Source organism: Mesorhizobium norvegicum, from assembly GCF_004919685.1.
In the GTDB taxonomy this organism is placed as follows: domain Bacteria; phylum Pseudomonadota; class Alphaproteobacteria; order Rhizobiales; family Rhizobiaceae; genus Mesorhizobium; species Mesorhizobium norvegicum.
Genome location: NZ_SMYZ01000004.1, coordinates 130,930 through 150,192 on the forward strand (window position 1 = coordinate 130,930; position 19,263 = coordinate 150,192).

The window sequence follows — 19,263 nt, forward strand, 5'->3', positions numbered from 1 at the left end:
GGATCATAGCAGGCGAATCCCAAATATCAACACAAAATGCCACAAAATATCACATCACGATGCAACCATCAGCTCAGGCCCTTTGCGCGCAATCGCTTCAGCGATGTCCGCCTGCGGTTTCGCATCGACAATCACGCCGGCGGCGCGCTCGAAATTCGGGATTCTGAGCGGCGTCAGTTTTGCGAACTTGCTGCTGTCGAGAACGAAGTAGGTTTTCGCGGCAAGTGCGATCATCCGTCCTCGCTGTTCGGCGCCGGCGCGGGTGAAGTCGGTGACCTCGCCGTCGGGCGAGAGCGCGCCGCCGCCAAGGAAGGCGATATCGACGCGAAAGCGCGACATGGCCTCGAGCATGTCGATGCCGGACGCCGCCTCCTCCCCCGGGTCGATTTCGCCACCCAGCATATGCACGCGCATGCCTGGAGCGTGGCACAGGAGAAGCGCGATGGGCAGGCTCGCGGTACAGATGGTGAGATCGCGCAGGTCGGTCATGGCTTGTGCCACGGCCAGCGTGGTTGTGCCTGAGTCGAGGAAAACCACCATTCCGTTGCGGATGAGCCCTGCGGCCACCCTGCCGATCGCGGCCTTGCCGCGGGCATTTTCCTGGCTGCGCAGGCTCATCGCCGGTTCGCTCGGTTCGAAACGAGCGGCGCCGCCATGCACGATGCCGAGCTGCCCCTTGTCCGACAGCAGCTTCAAATCACGGCGGATGGTTTCGCGCGAGACATCGAAGAACCCGGCCAGTTCGGCGACACTGACAGACCCCTGGACGCCCAGCCGCCGCAGGATCTCTTCGTGGCGACGCGGGGCAAGGGCACGCGCCGGCAAGCTGCTGTCGGGGGACATGGTGATGATCCTCGGGTCGAGTATCGATGTTGCAATATGTGGCAGTGAACGTGCGCGGAGGCAACCGGCGCTGGAGCCCGAGCCACGCCGTCAGGATTTTCGCGACAGGCCATCTTCCTTGATCGCGCTGACCAGCGTCTCGCTTCCTTCGCGAAGATGCTGCCTCAGAATGCTTGTGGCCTTGTCGCCGTCGCGCCGCCGGCAGGCGGCCAGCAGGTCGCGGTGCTCTGTCTGCGAGCGGTTGCGATAGTCCAGGTTCGACAGCAGGATGCGGACGTAGCGATCGGCCGCATTGTGGTGCGCCTCGATCAGGCCGAGCAATCGATGGTTGCCGCAGGCGTCGTAGAGAGCCAGATGAAAGCCCTTGTTCAGTGCGCCCCAACGGCCGACATTGCGCTCCGCGTCGATCTGATCGAGCACCTGTTCCGCCTCATCGAGCTTCGCGGCAGCGAGGCTGGGTACTGAGAGCCGGAGCGCCTCGCTTTCGAGCAGCTCGCGCAGCGCATAGATTTCACTGATCTCGGCGCTGTCCATCCGGGCGACCTGCGCGCCCTTCGTCGGGTGGATGGAAACAATGCCCTCGGCTTCCAGCTGGCGAAGGGCATCACGAATGGGCATCCGGCTGAAGCCGAACTGCTCGGCCAGCTCGTCCTGGCGAAGCGGAGTGCCTGCTTTGATGGTTCCATTGGCAATGGCCTCGCGCAGGACATTCGCGACCTGCTCGGCCACGGTCCGCGGCCCCTGCATCACGCTTTCCGCAAATCCTCGCAATCGATGCTCCCGTTCACGTGGTACCAGCCTAATGAAAAATCCTCTTTGTGGATATAAGTATGCCTGTATACGCACCGCTTTTGCGCCGAGCGGCACCAGGAAGGCCGCAAAGTGTGAAAGCGCGGCTCGCCCAATTCTGCAGGCGTTCAGCCGACCTGCGGCAGCTCAAGCGCCGAGCGCATCCGGCCGACGCCACGCTTGTAGAGCATCGCGCCCTGGGCCGGCGCGAGCAGATCGGCATGCGGCGTGAAACCCGCGACGCGCTTGTTGAAGGCGATCTCGCCACAGCCGGGAACCAGGCAGTCGTGTTTTCCCTTCGGGCATCGATTGAAGTCGCAGAGCCGACCCAGATAGTTGTCGCTACCGGGTTCGATCAGAAAAACATCCAGCTGGTGATTGGCAACGCTGATCCCTGTTCCCCTCTCAAACGCGTCGCGCAGGGCAAGAGTGGCGGCGCGGCGCAACTCGCCAAGTCCTTCCTGCGAGTCGAGCCAGAGTGCCAGATCGAGATCGCTGCATTCATGCCAGACCTCGATCCGTGCGCGCCGGAATTCGCTGAAGCGCGGCACCTCTTTCCAGAGCGGCTTCGCGACCGAGCCTATGACGGCCACCGTCGCCACCTCGCGGAAGCGCGTCCAGGCATCGGTGACGACATCCGCCGCCGCGCGGAACTGCCGCTGGCGTTCCAGCATGTAACGGTCTTGTTCCTCGATCGCCGCTCGTCGCATGTCAGGCCAACAGTTTCATGAAATTGCGCCTGCGGGCGAAGCGGGCCTTTACATCCGCCAGGTAAGCGGCGTGTTCGGATGCCCCGCGCAGGCCGGCCATACGGCCGATCAAGACTGCCGCTTCCGCATAGGCGTTGTTGCCGCCAAACTGAGCCAGCTGGTTGACCCGCTCCGCATAAATCTTCAGTGCTTCGCGCGGATGCGTGGCTTCGCTGGCCTGCGCGAGCTTCTCCTTGAGCCCTTCGGAAGCGCCATGTTCACGCGTGTTCGCCCACGCCAGGTCAAACTGCATCTCCTCGATCAGGATGCTGATGAGCAGATCGGCCGGATAATGCCACGCGGATGGCTTCTCGCGCGCCAGCCTGGATTGGAGACGCGAGACCGCTCGATCGCGTGCTACCGTGCCCCCCGCCTTGCACAGCCGCTGATACAGTTCCAGGCTCGGCGCCTTCTCGAATGCGCGCCACAGATGCACTTCGGCGTCAGCATCGCGACCGGCTGTGGTCAGCAGGTCGACTGCAAAGAAAACGAGCCGATCGTCGGGCCGATCGTCCTCGAATATCCACAGGCCATCCTCGGCCCTGCGCAAGGCCTCTTCCGCCCTCCCCTGCGAGAGGCAGAATTTGGCGATTTGCAGATAGGCTTGCTGTGAGGACAGGTGCTTGGCGCGAAGCGCGATGCGAGCCTCCACATCGCCATCGCGTTCGGCAAAGAAGTCGAGGATTTCCTGGAGCCTGAAATGGTCCCCAGGCAGTACGTGACCCGCCCGGTTCTTGCCGGCGGTTGCGGGCAACTCATCCCAGGCCTCGGTGGCAAGGCGACGGTATTCAGCCAATCCTTCTTCGCCGAGTATGTCGCCATAGCGCCCGGCCGCGCCGCCGAAGGTGTCGTAGCCACCATTCATCTCGCGTGCGAAAAGGTCACGCGCCAGGGACAAGGGTTCGCAAGGCGCCTCGCGGGCAGCGTTGCCATGAATTTCGCATGCCCGGTCGAGAAGTGGGGCGCAATGGCCATCGGAATCGTCCACATCCTCGATGGCAGCCTCGATCCTATCGATGGCTCGCATCGCGAGACGCATAACGATGCCGGCATGCTTGCTCGATACCGAGGCGATCACATCGAGTGCCTCGTCGACACCTTGCGCCCAGTCGGGCGCCTCGCTGTAGTCGATGAAGCCATTCGTGGCGGTTGCGCCATCGATCAACTTGCCGAGGCGCGCCTCGAGGGTCGCCTCATCGCCGTCCTGAGTGGCCAGCGTGGTCATCTCCAGCCTCCGCAACAGGGTCGGGTCGCGCTCGGCAATATCCATGATCATGTCGACAAGTGCTGCCTTGTCCTTACCCTCCAGATGTTCGCGAATACGCGCGAACACGCTTGCACCTTCCGCTTCGCCATCGCTGCCCGCCGCATTTGCCGCCAGCGCTGTTGCCACCAAATGCTTGCAATAGCCCCAATCGCCGAAGGCACGGCAGGAACACGAACCATCAACGGACTCGCCACGCCCCATCAGCTCAACGCGGTAGTCCTCCGTACCGGCAACCTGCGCCAGCACCCGCTTCGGCCCAACAGTCAGCAGTTGCACCAGCCCGTCACGCCAATAGGCTTCGCCGCGCGAGAACACCTTGTTGCCGACAAGGTCGCGCAGGGCGTCAACCTCGAAACGGGGTATGCTCTCGCGGTTCATAGCGGCGGCTGCAGCCTTGGATCGGTTTCGATGAGACGCAGGGCCTCATCGAGTGTGACGGCCGCATGCAGTCGCCACCATGTTCCGGTGTGCCTGTACCACATAGCGTTAAACCGGGTCTCGGCGCGATGCTCCTCCACATGGTCCAGCCGAGCGAAGGGGACGTCAAATTCTTCGCCGGCATCATCTGGAAGGCCCGAACGGTAACGCGCGGAGAAACCGTATTTGCTTCCTCGCCATTTGCCGAAAATGTCCACCAGCTGGCCAAGCGGATTCGGCCGGCCGGGTATGAACCGAGGCTTCAAAACATCGGCGACGAATCGCTCGCATAAGGTGCCCACAGCCAGCTTCTCATCGGCCGAAAGCTCTTTGACCCACATTCCCCGCGTTTCCCGCTTCGCCATTGCGATCTTTCCGAGCTGTCTGCCGCAAAGAGCGTTTCTGGCTGCTGTCAATCACGCGGCTGCCCTATAATAATCGACCGATCCGGTGAGGCAATCCGTCAGGCGCATCCGACGTCATTTGCGAGGATCGCCCTTCCGAATGTGACCGCTGACCTGCACGCCGTCCTCGGCGCGCAGGTACAGGAAACCGGGAATGGACAGCAGCGGGATGATCGCGGTCAGCAAAAACACCTGATGGAAGCGCTCCGGCGTCACGATGTGGGTTTCGCCAGCGACCAGACCCAGCACCATGGCCGCGATCGAAACGCCCAAGGAAACGCTGAGCTGCTGCAGGACGCCGCCGAGGCTGGTGGCGCGGCTGAGCTTGTCGGCCGGCAGATCGGCATAAGACAGCGTGTTGGAGGTCATGAACTGCGCCGACCGGATGATCCCGAACACAAAGACGTAGAGGCCGATCATCCAGTGCGGCGTATCGGCGTCGATCAAGCCGAAGCCCGCCACGGCGGCTGAGCCGACCACCGCGCTGCCGATCAGCACGACATTGAAGCCGAAGCGCCGCAACAATGGCGACAGCAGCGGCCGGATGAGCAAGGCGCCGAAGCTGCCGACGAATGTCAGCGAGCCCGAAGTGACCGGGCTCATGCCAAAGCCGACCTGCAGCATCAGCGGCAACAGGAAAGGCACGCCGTTGAGGCCGACGCGGCACAGGCCGCCTGCCAGCGTGCCGACCCAGAACGAACGAAATCGAAACAGCGTCAGATCGACGGCCGGTGCTGCGACGCGGCGCGCATAGCGACCGAAGGCGAGCAGCAGCAGGATTGCAGCGGCCAGCACCAGCACCGTCGCGGAAACGGGGATGATCGGCCGGCCGATGCTTTCCAGTCCGAACTGCAGCAGTGCGACGCCGCATCCAACCATCAGGAACCCGGCGAAGTCGAAGCGTTGCACCGCTTCCTCGCGGAAGTCGTCGACGAAGCGCAGCGCGGCCAGAATGCCAAGGCAGCCGAACGGCACGTTGACATAGAATATCCAGCGCCACGATGCATAAGTGGTCAACAGGCCGCCGAGCAAAGGCCCGATCACGGGCCCCATGATGGCGGGCAAGGTCATGTAGGTCATGGCGGTGATCAGCCCGCTGCGCGGAAAGCTGCGCAGCAGGATCAGCCGCCCGACCGGCGTCATCATGGCGCCGCCCAGCCCCTGCAGGGCGCGCATCGCCAGCAGCATGCCGAAACTGTTGGCCATGCCGCACAGCGCCGAGCCAAGGGTGAAGGTGAAAAGCGCCAGCGCAAACACGCTTCGTGCGCCGAACCTGTCGGCGAACCAGCCGCTGACGGGAATGAACACGGCCAGGGTCAGAATGTAGGTGGTGATCGCAAGGTTCAGCCTGACTGGCGTCGTGTCGAGGCTGCGCGCGATGGCCGGGATCGCGGTGGTGATGATGGTGGAATCGAGCTGCTCCATCAGAAAGGCGATGGCGACGATGATCGGAATAATCAGTCTCAGCCTCGGGTCGCGCTCGGTGGCAAATTGAGGCTGTTCCAATACTGTGGCCAATTCCGTCATGCAGGCGGCTGCTCTATCCCAAAGGCAGGATCGCCTTCTGTGCGGCAAGCCAGCCGAAGCCTGATCACACGGCCTGTCTTATGGTCCGACAAATAGGCAAGCGGTAGTCATTTCCGCTGTGATGGAAGTCAACAAATTTTGACTGCCAGTCCGGCGGAGAGGAGATCGGCAAAGTCAGCGGCGATCGGCGTCCGAACTGCCGTCGCCTGAAGGTGCATTTGCGTTTACGCGCGTGCCCATCCCGATTTCGTGAAGGAACGTGTCGAGTGAGAGGCCGTTTTCTTCCCCATCTATGTCTCGCATGTACAGGAGGCATCCTCATGAAAAGGCAAATAGCAATCATCGGTTCCATCATGCTGGCGTTGGCCACGAGCGCGATCCCGTTTGCCACCGTCGCCGATGCGGCGGTCGTCAGGCACCATATTGTCCACCACGCCGCGGCCCATCACGGCAGCACGCATCGACACGCTGTGCGCGGCGGATATGGACACCGTGGCGGTTGGGCCGCCGGCGGTTGGATTGGCGACGATTGGGTTGGCGATGATTGGGTTGGCGATGAAGGCTGGATAGACGGCTACTACAATGGTTACGGCAGCTACAACGGCTATGCCGGGGACTATTGCGGAACCATCCAGTGGACGCTCGACCTCTGCGGCCCCCACGGTCCCTGATACCTGATCCGACCGCGGCTTCCCGACCGCGCCGGACAGCCGACCCGGATGTTCGGGGCGGCCGCCCTGTCATTCCGCGCTGGCCCCCGAACTGCCGCCACACGCGCTCGTGGCTTGACGTCGGAACGAACTTCAGCCACTTGTCGACTAGTATACAGGTGGTGGGCCCATGCTTGAAGTTCTCGTTCGTGCGCCGCAGTCGCTGGAAGTCCGGCAGGGCGCCATGCCAGAGCCCGGCGCCGGCGAAGTCATCGTTCATGTCAGCCGTGCCGGCATCTGCGGCTCCGACATTCACATCCTGCACGGCTCCAATCCGTTCGCCGTCTATCCGCGCATCATCGGTCATGAATTCGCGGGCACCGTCACCGCGCTCGGACGCGATGTGACCGGCATTGCCGCGGGAGACCGCGTGGTGGTCGATCCCGTGGTGTCGTGCGGCCACTGCTATCCCTGCCGGGTCGGCCGCTCCAATGTCTGCGCCAACCTCGAAGTGATGGGCGTTCACCGCGATGGCGGTTTTCGCGCCTTCGTGGCGGTGCCGGCGGCAAATGCCATACCGGTGCCGGCCAACATGCCGTTTGGACTTGCGGCACTGGCCGAGCCGTTTTCCATCGCCGCCAATGTGCTTGACCGTACCGGTTGCGGACCCGAGGACACGGTGCTGATCTATGGTGCCGGCACGGTCGGCGTCACCCTGCTGCAGGTCGCCAAGCTCAAGGGTGCGCGCTGCATCGTGGCCGACATCGATGAAGCCCGTCTCGAGCGCGCGCTTCGCTTCGGTGCCGATAGGGTGATCCACTCCATCCGCGAACCGGTGCCGGCCGCGGTGCGCGGCGAAAATGACGGTCTTGGCCCGACGCTGGTCATTGATGGCGCCGGCATCCCGGCACTTCTGGACGAGGCTTGCCGGCTGGCCAGCCCGGCGGGCCGCATCGGCCTGCTCGGCTTTTCCGATGCCCCGTCCAACCTCAGCCAGCAGGAAGTGGTGCGCAAGGAACTGACCATCGTCGGCTCGCGCCTGAACCGCCGGCTGTTGCCGCGCGTCGTCGAATGGCTGGCCGACAAGCGGCTCGACCCGCAAGGCATGATCACGCAGGTCTTCGCGGCGACGGAAGCGCGCGCCGCCTTCGACCTGATCGAGAAGGAACCGCAGCGAACGCTGAAGGTCCAGTTGGACTTCTCATGAGCCGGAATTAGCCCTCGACCAGCGCGATGGCGCGCAGCGGCGATCCGGTGCCGCCTTCGATCGCCAGCGGCAAGCTGATCAGGAAGCACAGCGGCGGCACTTCACCAAGCCGGGCGAAATTCTCGCCGATCAGCACGCCGGCTGAAAGCAGCGTATTGTGCGCCGGGAAATCCTCGCTGCCGAAACAATCGATCGACAGGCAATCCGAACCGACAATGCGCACGCCGCGCTCGACCAGCAATTCGCTCGCTTGCCGCGACAGGCCGGGCCAGTCGGCAAGAAACGCTGCCGGATCGTCCCAGAGCCGATCCCAGCCGAAATGGAAGAATACGGCGTCTCCCTGCCGTATGCGGCCATGTTCGGCCTCGAAAGCGAAAACGTGCTCCGGCTCGACCGCTTGCCGGGGCTGGCAGCCACGCGCATCGATCGTCACCATGCGGCCGAAGAAACGTTCGACGGGAATATCCGAGATGGCGGCGCCGCCGCGGACGAAATGGACCGGCGCGTCGAAATGCGTGCCGGTGTGTTCGCTCATGGCTAGCGCGTGGTTGCAGGCGACGTCGCCGCGGTCGTAGGATTCAACCATCTCCTGGCAGTAATGCGGGTGGGTCGGCCACACCGGCATGCCTTGCTTCATCGGATGCGTCAGGTCGACGAAGGAAACCGCCTTTGTTTCGAACAGGTCGGCGAGCGTGTCGGTGGCGGATGTCATCTGACGCGCGGCCTCGGCACGAGAGCGACGATCAGGATGATCAGCGCGCCGGTCAGAAGGAAGCGCACGCCGGCTTGGATACCAAAGGTGTTGAGCATGGTGGACATCAGGTTGAAGAACAATGCGGCCCCCCATATGCCGATCGCGTTGGCCTGTCCACCGGCGACGCTGGTGCCGCCAAGCACCACCACGGCGATCGATTCCATCAGATAGGCGTCGCCCATGTTGAGTGCCGCGCCGCCGCTGAAGCCGGCGAGCAGAAAGCCGGCGAGCGCGGCGGCCGTGCCGCACAGCATATAGGCCATCAGCCGCACCCCGGCGACGTTGATGCCGGCAAGCCGCGCCGCCGGTTCGCTCTGGCCGGTGGCCAGCAATTGCCGGCCCCAGACCGTGCGTTTGAGAGCGACCATGGCGACCAGCGTCAGCACCATCACCGCGATCGGCATGATCTGCACGCCGCCCAAGCTTAGCGAGGTGAACCGGGAAAGGCCTGCCGGTGGCTTCAGCGTCGCCTGGCCGCCGAGATTGAAGGCAAGCGACTGGAAGACGAAGCTCCAGGCAAGTGTGGCGATGATCGGCGGCAGCCGCAATGCGATGATGGCAAGGAAGTTCGCGGCACCGGCGACGGCGCCGACAGCAAGTGCGGCAGCGAGGCCAGGCAGCAGCATGCCATCGGACCCTTGCATGACCGTCATCGACACATAGGCGGCCAGCGTCAGCACGGACGGCACGGACAGGTCGATATTGCCCGGCCCGGAGGCGACCACGAACATCTGCCCGGTTCCCACCACGACGCTGAAAGCGCCGAAGGCGAGCGCGCCCGAGAGCGTGGCGCCGGCGCTGCCGATACCCGAATAGGCTGATGTCGCCACCCACATGGCGAGCGCGACGATGAAGCCGTAGGTCCACGGCGCGAGGCTCAATCTCCGGGTCATCGCGCCCGCTCCGACAAGAGCACGCGCCCGGCCAGCACGAGAAACAGGATGACGCCCTGGGCGCCGATCTGCCATGTCGGCGGCACCTGCAGGAAGGACAGCAACGAGCCCGCGAGCGACAGCGTCAGCGCACCGATCACCGTGCCTACCGGCGAGACGACGCCGCCGGTAAAGGCGCCACCGCCGAGGATCACTGCCCCGACGCCGAGCAGCGTATAGGCGGGCGCGACATTGGCATCGCCCGATGTGGTGAGGCCGGTGAGCGTCAGCCCGGCCAGACAGGCGAGCAGGCCGGCTGAGGCATAGACCGTGACGCGGATGCCGATAACGGACCAGCCGGCGCGCTCGACGGCGCGCGGATTGCCGCCGGCGCCGCGCAACACCGCGCCATAGGAGGAGCGCGAGATGACGAGATGGCCGGCGAGCGCCGCCAGTGCCGCCAGCCAGATCGACAGCGGCATCAAAGGCGGCTGCCAGCTCATGAACGCGGCAAGCCATACCGGCGCCGCGCCACCCGGCGCCGGCAGCAGGATGACGGCGATGCCGAGCCAGATGAAGGACATGCCCAGCGTCACGATGATCGACGGCAGTTGCCGTGAGTGGATGAGCAGGCCGAAGCCGGCATAGGCGGCGATCAGGACCAGGTAGCACAGCAGCGCGAGCGCGGGCGCGTCCTGCAGATAGAGCGCAGTGATGCAGGTGATCAGCCCGACAAAGGCGCCATTCGAAAGATCGATGTCGCCCAGCATGATCACCATCATCTGCGCCAGTGCGGCAAAGACCAGCGGCACCGAGAGCTTGAACAGCAGGTGGAAGCCGAAATAGCTCATCGCCGCCGGGCGTATGCTGAAGATGATGACCAGCATGACCAGCAGCGCCACCGCCGGCAGGCCAACCTGCAGGGCATTGAGCAAGGCCGGGCGCGCATTGGAAGAGGAACGGGCGGAAACACGGGCAGCCGTGTCAGACATGCTCGCCTCCGAACGAGGCCTGCAGGATGCGGCCGGTCTCGATGGCGTTGCCTTCCAGCCTGGTCGCGGCGCGGCCCTCGCGGAAGACATAGATGCGCTCGCAATTGGTCAGTTCCTCGAGTTCGGTCGTGTACCAGACGAAGGAACGTCCGTTCTCGGCCTCGGCGCGGATCAGCCGGTAGACCTCCTGCTTGGTGCCGACATCGACGCCGCGCATCGGATCATCGAGGAAGATCACCTCAGCGTCCGACGCCAGCGCGCGGGCGAACAGCACCTTCTGCTGGTTGCCGCCGGACAGCGACAGGATCGGCGTGTCGATCGAAGGCGCCTTGACCTTGAGCCGGTCCGACCAGGTCTCGGCCAACTTGCGGGCGGCGGCGCTTGAAATCATGCCGCCGCGCGTCAGCGCATTCAGGCTGCGGATGGTCAGATTGTCGGCGATCGACCACAGCGAGAACACGCCTTCCGAGCCGCGGTCGCCAGCGACATAGGCACCCGGCAAGGCCTCGCGCTGCCGGCGCGCGGCATAGAACATCGCGCGCAGCCGCTCGCGCTGGCCGTGGCCGTCGAGCCCGGCGAAGCCGATGATCTCGCCCTTGCCGACTTCGATGGTCAGGTCAGCGGTGTCGCAGCCGGCATGCCGGATCACCGGAGCTCGCACCGAGGCCGCCTTGCCGGCGGAGCGGTCGCGCGGCCGTTCGATGCTGCCCATCAGCTCGACCAGTGCGGCGCGTGACAGGCCGGCGGTCGGCCGCTCGGCGACGACCTTGCCGTCGACCATGACGACGGTGCGGTCACAGACGGCGAGGATCTCGTTCAGGCGATGAGTGATCAAAATGCAGGCAATGCCGCGCCCTGCGGCGCGGCGGATATGGGCGAGCAATTGTTCCGTTGCCTCGTGGCCGAGCGCCGAGGTCGGCTCGTCGAGGATGACGGCGCGCAATTTGATGCCGGTCTGCGTGAAGGCGCGCGCGATCTCGACCATCTGGCGCTCGCCGATCGGCAGGTCGGCGACTTTCCTGTCGAGATCGATGCCGTGGCCGGGGAAGATCTCGTCCAGCACCGGGCCGATCACCTGGCGCGCGCGCCGCCGCCAGCCCAAGCCGCGCAAAGGCCTGTGCACGATGCGGGTGTTTTCCGCCGACGTCAGGTTGGCGCAGAGCGACAGTTCCTGGAAGATGCAGCGCAGTCCGGCCTGCTGGGCGCTGGCCGCACTCCATGCGCCGATCTCACGCCCCCCGAGGCGAAAGCTGCCGCTGCTGCGTTCGACCGTGCCGGCAAGCACGTTCATCAGCGTCGACTTGCCGGCGCCATTGTGACCGACGAGGCCAACGACCTCGCCGGGCTTCAGATGAAAATCCACGCCGCCCAGGGCATGCACGGCATCATAGTGCTTGCGGACATCGCGCACCTCGATGAGGAGGCTGTCGGCATCGCCTGTCTCTGCTGCGTCCTTTTTGGGCGGCGTGGGATCGTTCATCATTCAGCCATGCTGCTCATTTCGGCGCGGGAACGCCCGGCAGAGGCTCCTTCTTTACGTTGGCGTCGATGATCTTGGCCACCAGCTCCTGCGGATATTCGGCATTGATGACGCCGCCCTCGGGAACCGTCTTCAGCCAGGCATCGAGGTCGGGCTGGTTGATCTGCAAGAGCGGCACCTCGACGAATTTCGGCACCTGCTTGCCGGCGAGGATCTGCTGCGCGACCCAGAACGCGACCTGCGAGACGCTTGGCGTCGCGCCGAGCGAGAAGGTCTGGTAGCCGCTGGCGTCGTGTTCCTGCTTCCACAGCGCCAGTTCGTCCTGGCGGTTGCCCATGATGATGATCGGCAGCGGCCGGTTGGCGGCCTTGAACGCCTGCGCGGCACCATAGCCATCGCCGCCCTGCGTCAGCACGGCATCGACCTGAGGCAGCGAAGGCAGGATGCCCGACACTTCCTTTTGCGCCACCGTCGCCGTCCACTGGCCATAGACCTCGCCGACGGCCTTGTAGCTGGCGTGAGCCTTCATCGCCTTCTCGACGCCTTCATGCAGGCGCTTGTCGAAACCATCGCCGGCCATGCCGCGGATTTCGAGGATGTTGGCCGGCTTGTCGCCGAGTTTGCTGGAGATGAAATCCAGTTCGGCCTTGGCATAGGAATCGAGGTTGTAGTCGACGACATAGGCACAAGGCTCGGTGACGCCGCTGGCGAAGGCGACGACAGTGATGCCGGCATTGCAGGCATCCTTGATGGCGCCGTTGAGTGCGGTGTCGGAGCCGGCAAGCACGATGATCGCGTCATAGCCCTGCAGGATCAGGTTCTCGATCTGGCTCGCCTGCTCGGTCACCGAATTGTTCGAGCTGACGACGGCGGTGGCGGCGACCTGCTTGTCGGCCACGGCCTTGGCGCCCATCTCCTCGAAACTCTTGATCATCACCTGGCGGAAGGAATTGCCGGCGTAGGAATTGCTGAAGGCGATCTTCTTGGCCGACGTGTCGCCCTTGGCGACGCCGTCATCGGCGCGCGCGCCCGTCGTGGCAAGGGTCGTGCAGGAAAGCAGCGCCGCGATAAGGAAGGCCCTGCCAGCTGTTCTGGTTCTGCTCATTTCGTTCTCCTCCTGTTGAAAGTCATAGCGTCCTCCCACCGACCATTTCGAACGAAAAATTTCACCCCAGCCCGAGATCGGGGACGGCGGCGTCTCGATGGTCGGCGAAATTCGTGTTGGGCAGCAGCGGATACCAGCCCGGCCGGCCAGGATCGCGGTCGTAGGCATAGCCGCCCAGCGAGCGGTAGAGCTCGGCATAGGTTGCGAGCTTGTCGCGATCGAGTTCGACACCGAGGCCCGGCGCCTCCGGCACGGCGATCGCACCGTTCTCGTAGCGCATCTTGCCGCCGACGATGATGTCGTCGGCGAGATGGTGGTAATGCGCGTCGGCGGTGAAGACGAGGTTGGGCAGCACGGCACCGAGATGCAGCATGGTGGCGAGCTGGATGCCGAGTTCGCCTGAGGAATGCACCGCGATACCGAGGCCGAACGTGTCGCAGATCTGCGCGGCGCGCACGCAGGCGCGGATGCCGCCCCAGAAGGTTGTGTCGAGCAGGATCACGTCGACGGCAGGGTCGCGCACATTGGTGGCGAGCTGTTCGAAATCGATGACGATGGTGTTGGTGGCCAGCGGGATGGAAAGCTTCTCGCGCAGGCGGCGCATGCCGGCCAGGCCCCAGGTCGGATCCTCGAAATAGTCGTTCCTGAGGTCCGAGATGGCCTGGCCGAAACGCAGCGCCTCTTCGACCGACAGTGCCGCATTCGGATCGTAGCGCAGCGTGTCGGCAGGGAATTCCGCGGCAAGCGCCCTGAAGCACTCGAGTTCGTAATCGGGATGAAATACGCCGGCCTTGAGCTTGTGGGCGGAAAACCCGTGTTCGGCCTTGAGCGCGCGGGCATGCTCGAGCAATTGATCGACGGTGCGGACCTCGCCCTTGCCGCTGCGGCGGTCGGCATAGCGGAAGAACAGATAGGAGGCGAAGCCGATCCGATCGCGCACGCGCCCGCCAAGCAATTGATAGACCGGCACGCCGAGCTTCTTGCCGATGATGTCGAGGCAAGCGAATTCGAGCGCTGCATGGAGCTGGGTGCGGTTGTTGTAGAGCGACGCTGTCGGATTGCAGATGGCGTAGCGCATGCGGTTGAGATCGAAAGGGTCGTGGCCGACGAGGTAGGGCTTCAGTCCGGCGAAGGCCAGCTCGGCGCCCGCGCCGCCGCCGCCCATTTCGCCGAGGCCGAGAATGCCTTCGTCGGTCTCGACCTCGACCACGGTGCGGACAAAGCGCCCCCAATGCGTGCCGTTGCTGTGCCGCAATGCTGCTTCCAGCGGAACGGTGACGGTGGTCGCCTTGATGTCCGTGATCTTCATGCCGGCTCCTCTCCCCTGGCCGAGTGGCGTCATACACACTACCATGGTAGTATGTCAATGATGTCTCGATCTTGCTTGCCGCTTGAGTTGCGACGTGCGCAGTGTCATGACCGGAGCAGTGCAGTGCCATTCACAGCAACGGATTCGTCATGGGAACCAAGCTTTCGGGGGCGACCAGGTTTTCAGGCAATGCTGCCAGGCTGAAGAACGCCGGTCAGCGCGAACCCTCGCGGGTGCTGGAGCCGGTCAACAACCGCATGCCGATCTCGCCGCAGATCTACGAGCGCCTGCGCCGAGCCATCACGACGCTGGCGATGTTGCCGTCGGAAGCGCTCAGCGAACAGGATCTCGCCCAGCAGCTCGGTGTCAGCCGCACGCCGGTGCGCGAGGCGCTGATCCGGCTTGCCGATGAAGGGCTGATCGACATCCTGCCGCAGCGCGGCAGCTTCGTCGCGCCGATCCGGCTGAGCGACGTCGAGGAAGCGCAGTTCATTCGCGAAGCGCTCGAAGTCTCCGTCGTGCAGAAGCTGGCTGGCCACGGCTCGAGCGCCTTCATCGCGGCAGGCAGGGTGAACCTTGCCCAGCAGGCCAAGGCGGTTGCCGAGGGCGACCGCGAGCTGTTCCTCGAGCTCGACGAGGGTTTCCATCGCAGCTTGTGCGAAGAGGCCGGCCTGCCCAAGAGCTGGCGGGTGATCCAGGTGGTCAAGCTGCAGATGGACCGTGTGCGCTATCTGAGCCTGCCCGAGCCCGGCCACCTCGAAACGCTGCTCGCCCAGCATGTGGCGATCTTCGAGGCCGTGGAAACCGGCGAGGCAAAACAGGCAGGCGCGCGCATGGCGGCGCATCTGCGCGAAGTGCTGCGGACGGTGCAACGGCTCAACGTCGCCCGACCGGATCTGTTTGGCCAGTGATCCGTTGACCGCCGCGCATAGTGTCATTGGCTGAGGCAATCAGGGCGATGACCTGATCCGGCTGTTCGTCAACGACGAAGTGACCGCTGTTCTCAAATGGCTAAAGGTTTCGGGACTTCGGCGGCGGATCTTTCGCTCAAGCGCGTCGAAACCATCGCTTTCGACGCCGGCAGCGAGGCCTATCTTTGCGGACCGCCGGGGATGGTGGAAGCCGCACGCGCGCGGCTTCTCGAACGCGGCCTGGTGTCGGCCCATATTTTCAACGAGGAATTCGTGCACGCCAAGGCTTGATCCGCGTATGCATGCGGGCGCTTCGTTTGCTTGGCGTCAGCCGCCGAAGCGCGGTTCCGCAACGCCCTTGATGCCAAGACCGGTGATGGCGAACAGGCTGCCCCGCAAGACGCCGTCGCCGGGAAAGCGCGGCAGCGGCGGCTTGGCCATCGAGGTGACGTAAAGGATATCGAGCTTCGGCCCGCCGAACATGACGCTGGTGATCTTCTTGACCGGCATGTCGATGACGCGGTCGATGCTGCCGTCCGGCGCGTAGCGCACCAGCCTTCCATCATAGACCAGCGCGTTCCACAGATAGCCCTCGGCATCGACCGTCGAGCCGTCCGCCGCACCACCCCGGCTGGTGTCGACGCGCACGAAGGTGCGCCGGTTGGTGGCGGCGCCGGTGGCGATATCGTAGTCGTAGGCCCAGATTTCCCCAGTCCAGGTGTCGGCGAAATAGAAGGTGCGGTCGTCGGGGCTCCAGCATGGGCCGTTGGAACAGATGATGCCGGAATCGATCCGGGTGACGGTGAAATCCGGATCGAGCCTGTAGAGACCGCCGGACGGCCCCTCTTCCATCGTATCCATGGAGCCGGCGAAGAAGCGGCCGCGCCGGTCGACCTTGCCGTCGTTGAGCCGGTTCATCGGCCTGTCCGGCTCCGGATCGTGGATCAACGTCACATCGCCGGTGGCGAAATCGAGCAGATGGAAACCGCGCTGCAGAGACACCACCGCGCCGCTGCCATCCCTGCGCAGCGCCATCGAGCCGATCTTCATCGGCACATCCCATGATCGGATCTCGCGCCCGTCGGCGGTTGCCCGAAATACCCGCCCGTCGAAACTGTCGATCCAATAGAGACGCTCCTGTTCGACGTCCCAAAGCGGCCCCTCGCCCAGTGTGGTCTTCACGTCCACCACGACTTCGATCTTCATGCCGTCCTCCTCGATATTGGCACCACGCAGCGATTGGTCAGGTCGCGTCAGAAGGCGACCTTGTCGCCGCCCTTCAATGACAGTATCTCGCGCGCCTCGTCAGGCGTCGCCACGTCCATGCCGAGCCCTTCGATGATCTTGCGGGCAAGCAAGACCTGCTCGGCATTCGACTTGGCAAGCTTGCCCTTGCCCGCCCACAGACTGTCCTCCAGCCCGACGCGGATGTTGCCGCCAAGGGCTGCTGATTGCGCGGCGATGCGAAGCTGGCTGGCGCCGGCGCCGAGCACCGACCAGCGGAACTGATCGCCGAACAGCCGGTCGGCGGTGCGCTTCATATGGGCGACGTCTTCGGGATGCGTGCCGATGCCGCCCAAAAGTCCGAACACCGACTGCACGAAGAAAGGCGGCTTCACCAACCCGCGGTCGGCAAAGTGGGAAAGGTTGTAGAGATGGGCGATGTCGTAGCACTCGAACTCGAAGCGCGTGCCGTTGTCGTAGCAGGTCGCCAGAATGTACTCGATGTCCTTGAACGAGTTGCGGAAGACGAGGTCGCGCGTCGCTTCCAGATGCGGCTTTTCCCAGTCGAATTTGAAGGTCTCGTATTTGTCGGCCAGGTGATAGAGCCCGAAATTGATCGAGCCCATGTTGAGCGAGGCGACTTCCGGTTTGAACTGGGCGGCCGGCCGCACGCGCTCCTCCACCTTCATGTAAGGACTGCCGCCGGTGGTGATGTTGATGGCGGCATTGGTGCCTTGCTTGACGCGTGGCAGGAAGCGGGCGAAGGCCTCCGGCGTCTGGTCGGGCTTGCCGGTTTCCGGATCGCGCGCATGCAGATGCAGGATCGCCGCGCCAGCCTCGGCCGCGGCGATTGCCTCAGACGCGATCTGGTCCGGCGTGATCGGCAGATAGGGCGACATGGTCGGCGTGTGGATGGCGCCCGTCACCGCGCAGGTGATGATGACCTTGCCCCTGGTCTGCTGAGCGCCGGGCTTGCGGCTCGTTTCGATCATTGTCCGTACTCCTGGTCCGATTTTTTCTTGTGCGCCGCCAGCGCCATCAGCCGGCGGTCGCGCCACACCTGCCGTTCGCCGAGGTTTTCGCGCGGTAGGCGTTCGCGGCGGTCGGCTTCGACGGTTTTCATCACCTCGCCCGCCCAGTCGACGCGGCGCAGCATCTGCGGAAAAATGTTCGAATAGATCGACTGATAGCGCTCGACATAGTCGCGCACGCCGCCGGGCGCATTGAGATCGATGGTCTCGAACGGACCCATGAACGACCAGCGCAGCGCCAGTCCGTCGCGGATGCCGATATCGACATCCTCGACGCTGGCGTAGCCGTCGGCGACAAGCCGGAAAGCCTCCTCCAGCAACGCCCCTTGCAAGCGGTTCATGATGAAGCCGTCAAGCTCGCGCTTCATCACCAGCGGCGCGTGGCCGGCGTCGATGAGGAAGGCGCGGGTTTTCTCGATCGTCTCGGGCGAAGTCCACGGCGCTGGCACGATTTCGGCCGCCGGAATGAGATAGGGCGGATTGATCGGATGCACGACCAGACAGCGGTGCCGTCCTTGCAGATGGTCGGTGAATTTCGACGGCAACAGCGCCGAGGTGGAACTGGCGATGACGGTTTGCGGATCGGCAAGTGTATCGATCAGGGAGAACACCTCCCGTTTCACCTCGAGGTTTTCGGGCGTGTTTTCCTGAACGTGGACCGCACCCGCCAGCGCTTCCGCCAGCTCGGCGACAATGGCGATGCGGCCGAGCACCGTATCGACGGACTGACCGCGCAGCAGGTCGTTGCCGGCGAGGTCGCCTAGCACGCCAGCGATGTAATCGCGCGCACCGCCTGTCGCGGCGGGCGACTGGTCCCACATGCGCACATCATGGCCGGCGCGGGCGAAGCTTATCGCCCAGGCCCGGCCGATGAACCCGCTTCCGACAATCGCGACATTGGCCATGGACCCGCTCCTCAAAGTGTTTCGACGTTGCCGTCGACGCCGAGCGACTGGCCGGAGATGTTGATGCCCGCATCGGAGAGCAGGAAGGCGACCATCGCAGCGACATCATAGGGGCTGGTCATGCGGCGCAGCGAGATGTTCTGCAGATAGCGATCCGTCATCTCCTCGTGGCTGATGCCGACCTGCTTGGCGCGTGCCGAGATGACACCTTCGATGCGCGGTCCCTCGATGATGCCGGGCAGGATGGCGTTGACCCTGATGCCATGCGGCCCAAGCTCCTTGGCGAGACTCTGCGTCAAACCGATGACGCCGAACTTGGCCGCCGAATAGGGCGTGCGGAAGGCGTAGCCATGGCGGCCGGCGGCCGACGACATCGAGACGATCGAGCCGCCGCCCGCTGCCTTGATCAGCGGCACGGCACGTCGGGCGCACAGGAACTGGCCGGTCAGGCAGATGTCGATGCAGCGCCGCCAGTCGGCCGGATCGATCTCATCGACGCCGCCGGTCGGCCCGGCAATGCCGGCATTGTTGATCAGCGCGTCGAGCCCGCCGAGTTTTTTCTCGACCGCCTCGAAAAGGCGGTCGACGTCCTCGTCGCGCGAAACGTCCGCCTTCACAGCGGCGACCAGGTTGATCTTGCCGGGAGCAGCGGCCAGCGCCTCGTCGGAAACGTCGCAGACGACGATGCGGGCGCCGAGCCGCGACAGCGTGTCGGCTATGGCAAAACCGATGCCGCCGGCGCCTGCCGTCACCAGCACGCGCTGGCCTTTCAGCCCAGTCAGAAAGTCGTCCGCCGATGCCGGCGCTCTTGTGCTCATCGTCCTGTC

At 64.4% G+C, this 19,263-nt stretch carries 20 protein-coding genes; 4 read left to right on the top strand and 16 right to left on the bottom strand.

The window, feature by feature from the left end:
• Positions 1-54: 54 nt before the first annotated feature.
• The 6 genes from FCU66_RS02555 to FCU66_RS02580 form a co-directional block, all read right to left on the bottom strand.
• Positions 55-843, bottom strand: coding sequence for a DeoR/GlpR family DNA-binding transcription regulator (locus tag FCU66_RS02555; RefSeq protein ID WP_136619128.1), 789 nt, complete (start codon positions 841-843; stop codon positions 55-57).
• A 90-nt stretch (positions 844-933) separates the two neighbouring features.
• Positions 934-1,590, bottom strand: a complete 657-nt coding sequence (locus FCU66_RS02560; RefSeq protein ID WP_136619148.1) for a GntR family transcriptional regulator — start codon at positions 1,588-1,590, stop codon at positions 934-936.
• A gap of 170 nt (positions 1,591-1,760) precedes the next feature.
• Entirely contained in the window at positions 1,761-2,342 is a 582-nt protein-coding gene (locus FCU66_RS02565) for a hypothetical protein (RefSeq protein ID WP_136619129.1), read from the bottom strand.
• Position 2,343: 1 nt separating this feature from the next.
• Positions 2,344-4,026 carry an SWIM zinc finger family protein gene (locus FCU66_RS02570; protein ID WP_246093740.1) on the bottom strand — a complete coding sequence of 561 codons (1,683 nt, stop codon included), beginning with the start codon at positions 4,024-4,026 and terminating at the stop codon, positions 2,344-2,346.
• Entirely contained in the window at positions 4,023-4,430 is a 408-nt protein-coding gene (locus FCU66_RS02575; protein WP_136619130.1) for a DUF3024 domain-containing protein, read from the bottom strand. The genes FCU66_RS02570 and FCU66_RS02575 overlap by 4 nt, the downstream gene beginning before the upstream one ends.
• 114 nt (positions 4,431-4,544) lie before the next feature.
• Positions 4,545-5,996 carry a DHA2 family efflux MFS transporter permease subunit gene (locus FCU66_RS02580; RefSeq protein WP_136619131.1) on the bottom strand — a complete coding sequence of 484 codons (1,452 nt, stop codon included), beginning with the start codon at positions 5,994-5,996 and terminating at the stop codon, positions 4,545-4,547.
• A 320-nt stretch (positions 5,997-6,316) separates the two neighbouring features.
• Between FCU66_RS02580 and FCU66_RS02585 the strand changes: the two genes are divergently transcribed.
• Both FCU66_RS02585 and FCU66_RS02590 read left to right on the top strand, forming a co-directional pair.
• The gene (locus tag FCU66_RS02585; RefSeq protein WP_136619132.1) at positions 6,317-6,667 is read left to right on the top strand and encodes a hypothetical protein; all 351 of its coding nucleotides are present in this window, start codon (positions 6,317-6,319) and stop codon (positions 6,665-6,667) included.
• Between the two features lie 169 nt (positions 6,668-6,836).
• A complete protein-coding gene (locus tag FCU66_RS02590; RefSeq protein WP_136619133.1) occupies positions 6,837-7,853 on the top strand; it encodes a Zn-dependent oxidoreductase in 1,017 nt (338 codons plus the stop codon).
• A gap of 7 nt (positions 7,854-7,860) precedes the next feature.
• Here FCU66_RS02590 and FCU66_RS02595 read toward each other — a convergent pair whose 3' ends face one another.
• The 6 genes from FCU66_RS02595 to FCU66_RS02620 all read right to left on the bottom strand — a co-directional run bounded on the left by FCU66_RS02595 (position 7,861) and on the right by FCU66_RS02620 (position 14,365).
• The gene (locus tag FCU66_RS02595) at positions 7,861-8,565 is read right to left on the bottom strand and encodes a cyclase family protein (protein ID WP_168991940.1); all 705 of its coding nucleotides are present in this window, start codon (positions 8,563-8,565) and stop codon (positions 7,861-7,863) included.
• On the bottom strand, positions 8,562-9,500 hold the full coding sequence (locus tag FCU66_RS02600; RefSeq protein ID WP_136619135.1) for an ABC transporter permease: 939 nt from the start codon (positions 9,498-9,500) through the stop codon (positions 8,562-8,564). Before FCU66_RS02600 ends, FCU66_RS02595 begins: the two co-directional genes overlap by 4 nt.
• Positions 9,497-10,366 (bottom strand): ABC transporter permease, encoded by an 870-nt coding sequence (locus tag FCU66_RS02605; RefSeq protein WP_425462835.1) that lies wholly within the window; start codon positions 10,364-10,366, stop codon positions 9,497-9,499. The genes FCU66_RS02600 and FCU66_RS02605 overlap by 4 nt, the downstream gene beginning before the upstream one ends.
• Positions 10,367-10,463: 97 nt before the next feature.
• Positions 10,464-11,954: a sugar ABC transporter ATP-binding protein gene (locus tag FCU66_RS02610; protein WP_246093741.1), complete on the bottom strand. Its 1,491-nt coding sequence runs from the start codon at positions 11,952-11,954 to the stop codon at positions 10,464-10,466.
• A gap of 13 nt (positions 11,955-11,967) precedes the next feature.
• Complete coding sequence (locus FCU66_RS02615) at positions 11,968-13,056, bottom strand: ABC transporter substrate-binding protein (RefSeq protein WP_136619137.1); 1,089 nt, start codon at positions 13,054-13,056, stop codon at positions 11,968-11,970.
• Positions 13,057-13,117: 61 nt separating this feature from the next.
• A complete protein-coding gene (locus FCU66_RS02620; protein ID WP_136619138.1) occupies positions 13,118-14,365 on the bottom strand; it encodes an enolase C-terminal domain-like protein in 1,248 nt (415 codons plus the stop codon).
• A gap of 149 nt (positions 14,366-14,514) precedes the next feature.
• Between FCU66_RS02620 and FCU66_RS02625 the strand changes: the two genes are divergently transcribed.
• On the top strand, positions 14,515-15,276 hold the full coding sequence (locus FCU66_RS02625) for a GntR family transcriptional regulator (RefSeq protein ID WP_081738640.1): 762 nt from the start codon (positions 14,515-14,517) through the stop codon (positions 15,274-15,276).
• A 96-nt stretch (positions 15,277-15,372) separates the two neighbouring features.
• Positions 15,373-15,567, top strand: a complete 195-nt coding sequence (locus FCU66_RS02630; RefSeq protein ID WP_136619139.1) for a hypothetical protein — start codon at positions 15,373-15,375, stop codon at positions 15,565-15,567.
• Positions 15,568-15,603: 36 nt separating this feature from the next.
• Here FCU66_RS02630 and FCU66_RS02635 read toward each other — a convergent pair whose 3' ends face one another.
• From FCU66_RS02635 to FCU66_RS02650, 4 genes are read right to left on the bottom strand one after another with little or no spacing between them, the layout of a single operon-like run.
• Complete coding sequence (locus FCU66_RS02635) at positions 15,604-16,482, bottom strand: SMP-30/gluconolactonase/LRE family protein (protein WP_136619140.1); 879 nt, start codon at positions 16,480-16,482, stop codon at positions 15,604-15,606.
• 47 nt (positions 16,483-16,529) lie between these two features.
• Positions 16,530-17,492, bottom strand: a complete 963-nt coding sequence (kce, locus tag FCU66_RS02640) for a 3,5-dioxohexanoate:acetyl-CoA acetone transferase (protein ID WP_136619141.1) — start codon at positions 17,490-17,492, stop codon at positions 16,530-16,532.
• Entirely contained in the window at positions 17,489-18,436 is a 948-nt protein-coding gene (locus FCU66_RS02645; RefSeq protein ID WP_136619142.1) for a 3-hydroxyacyl-CoA dehydrogenase, read from the bottom strand. Before FCU66_RS02645 ends, kce begins: the two co-directional genes overlap by 4 nt.
• Before the next feature lie 11 nt (positions 18,437-18,447).
• Entirely contained in the window at positions 18,448-19,254 is an 807-nt protein-coding gene (locus FCU66_RS02650; RefSeq protein ID WP_136619143.1) for an SDR family oxidoreductase, read from the bottom strand.
• Between the last annotated feature and the right edge of the window lie 9 nt (positions 19,255-19,263).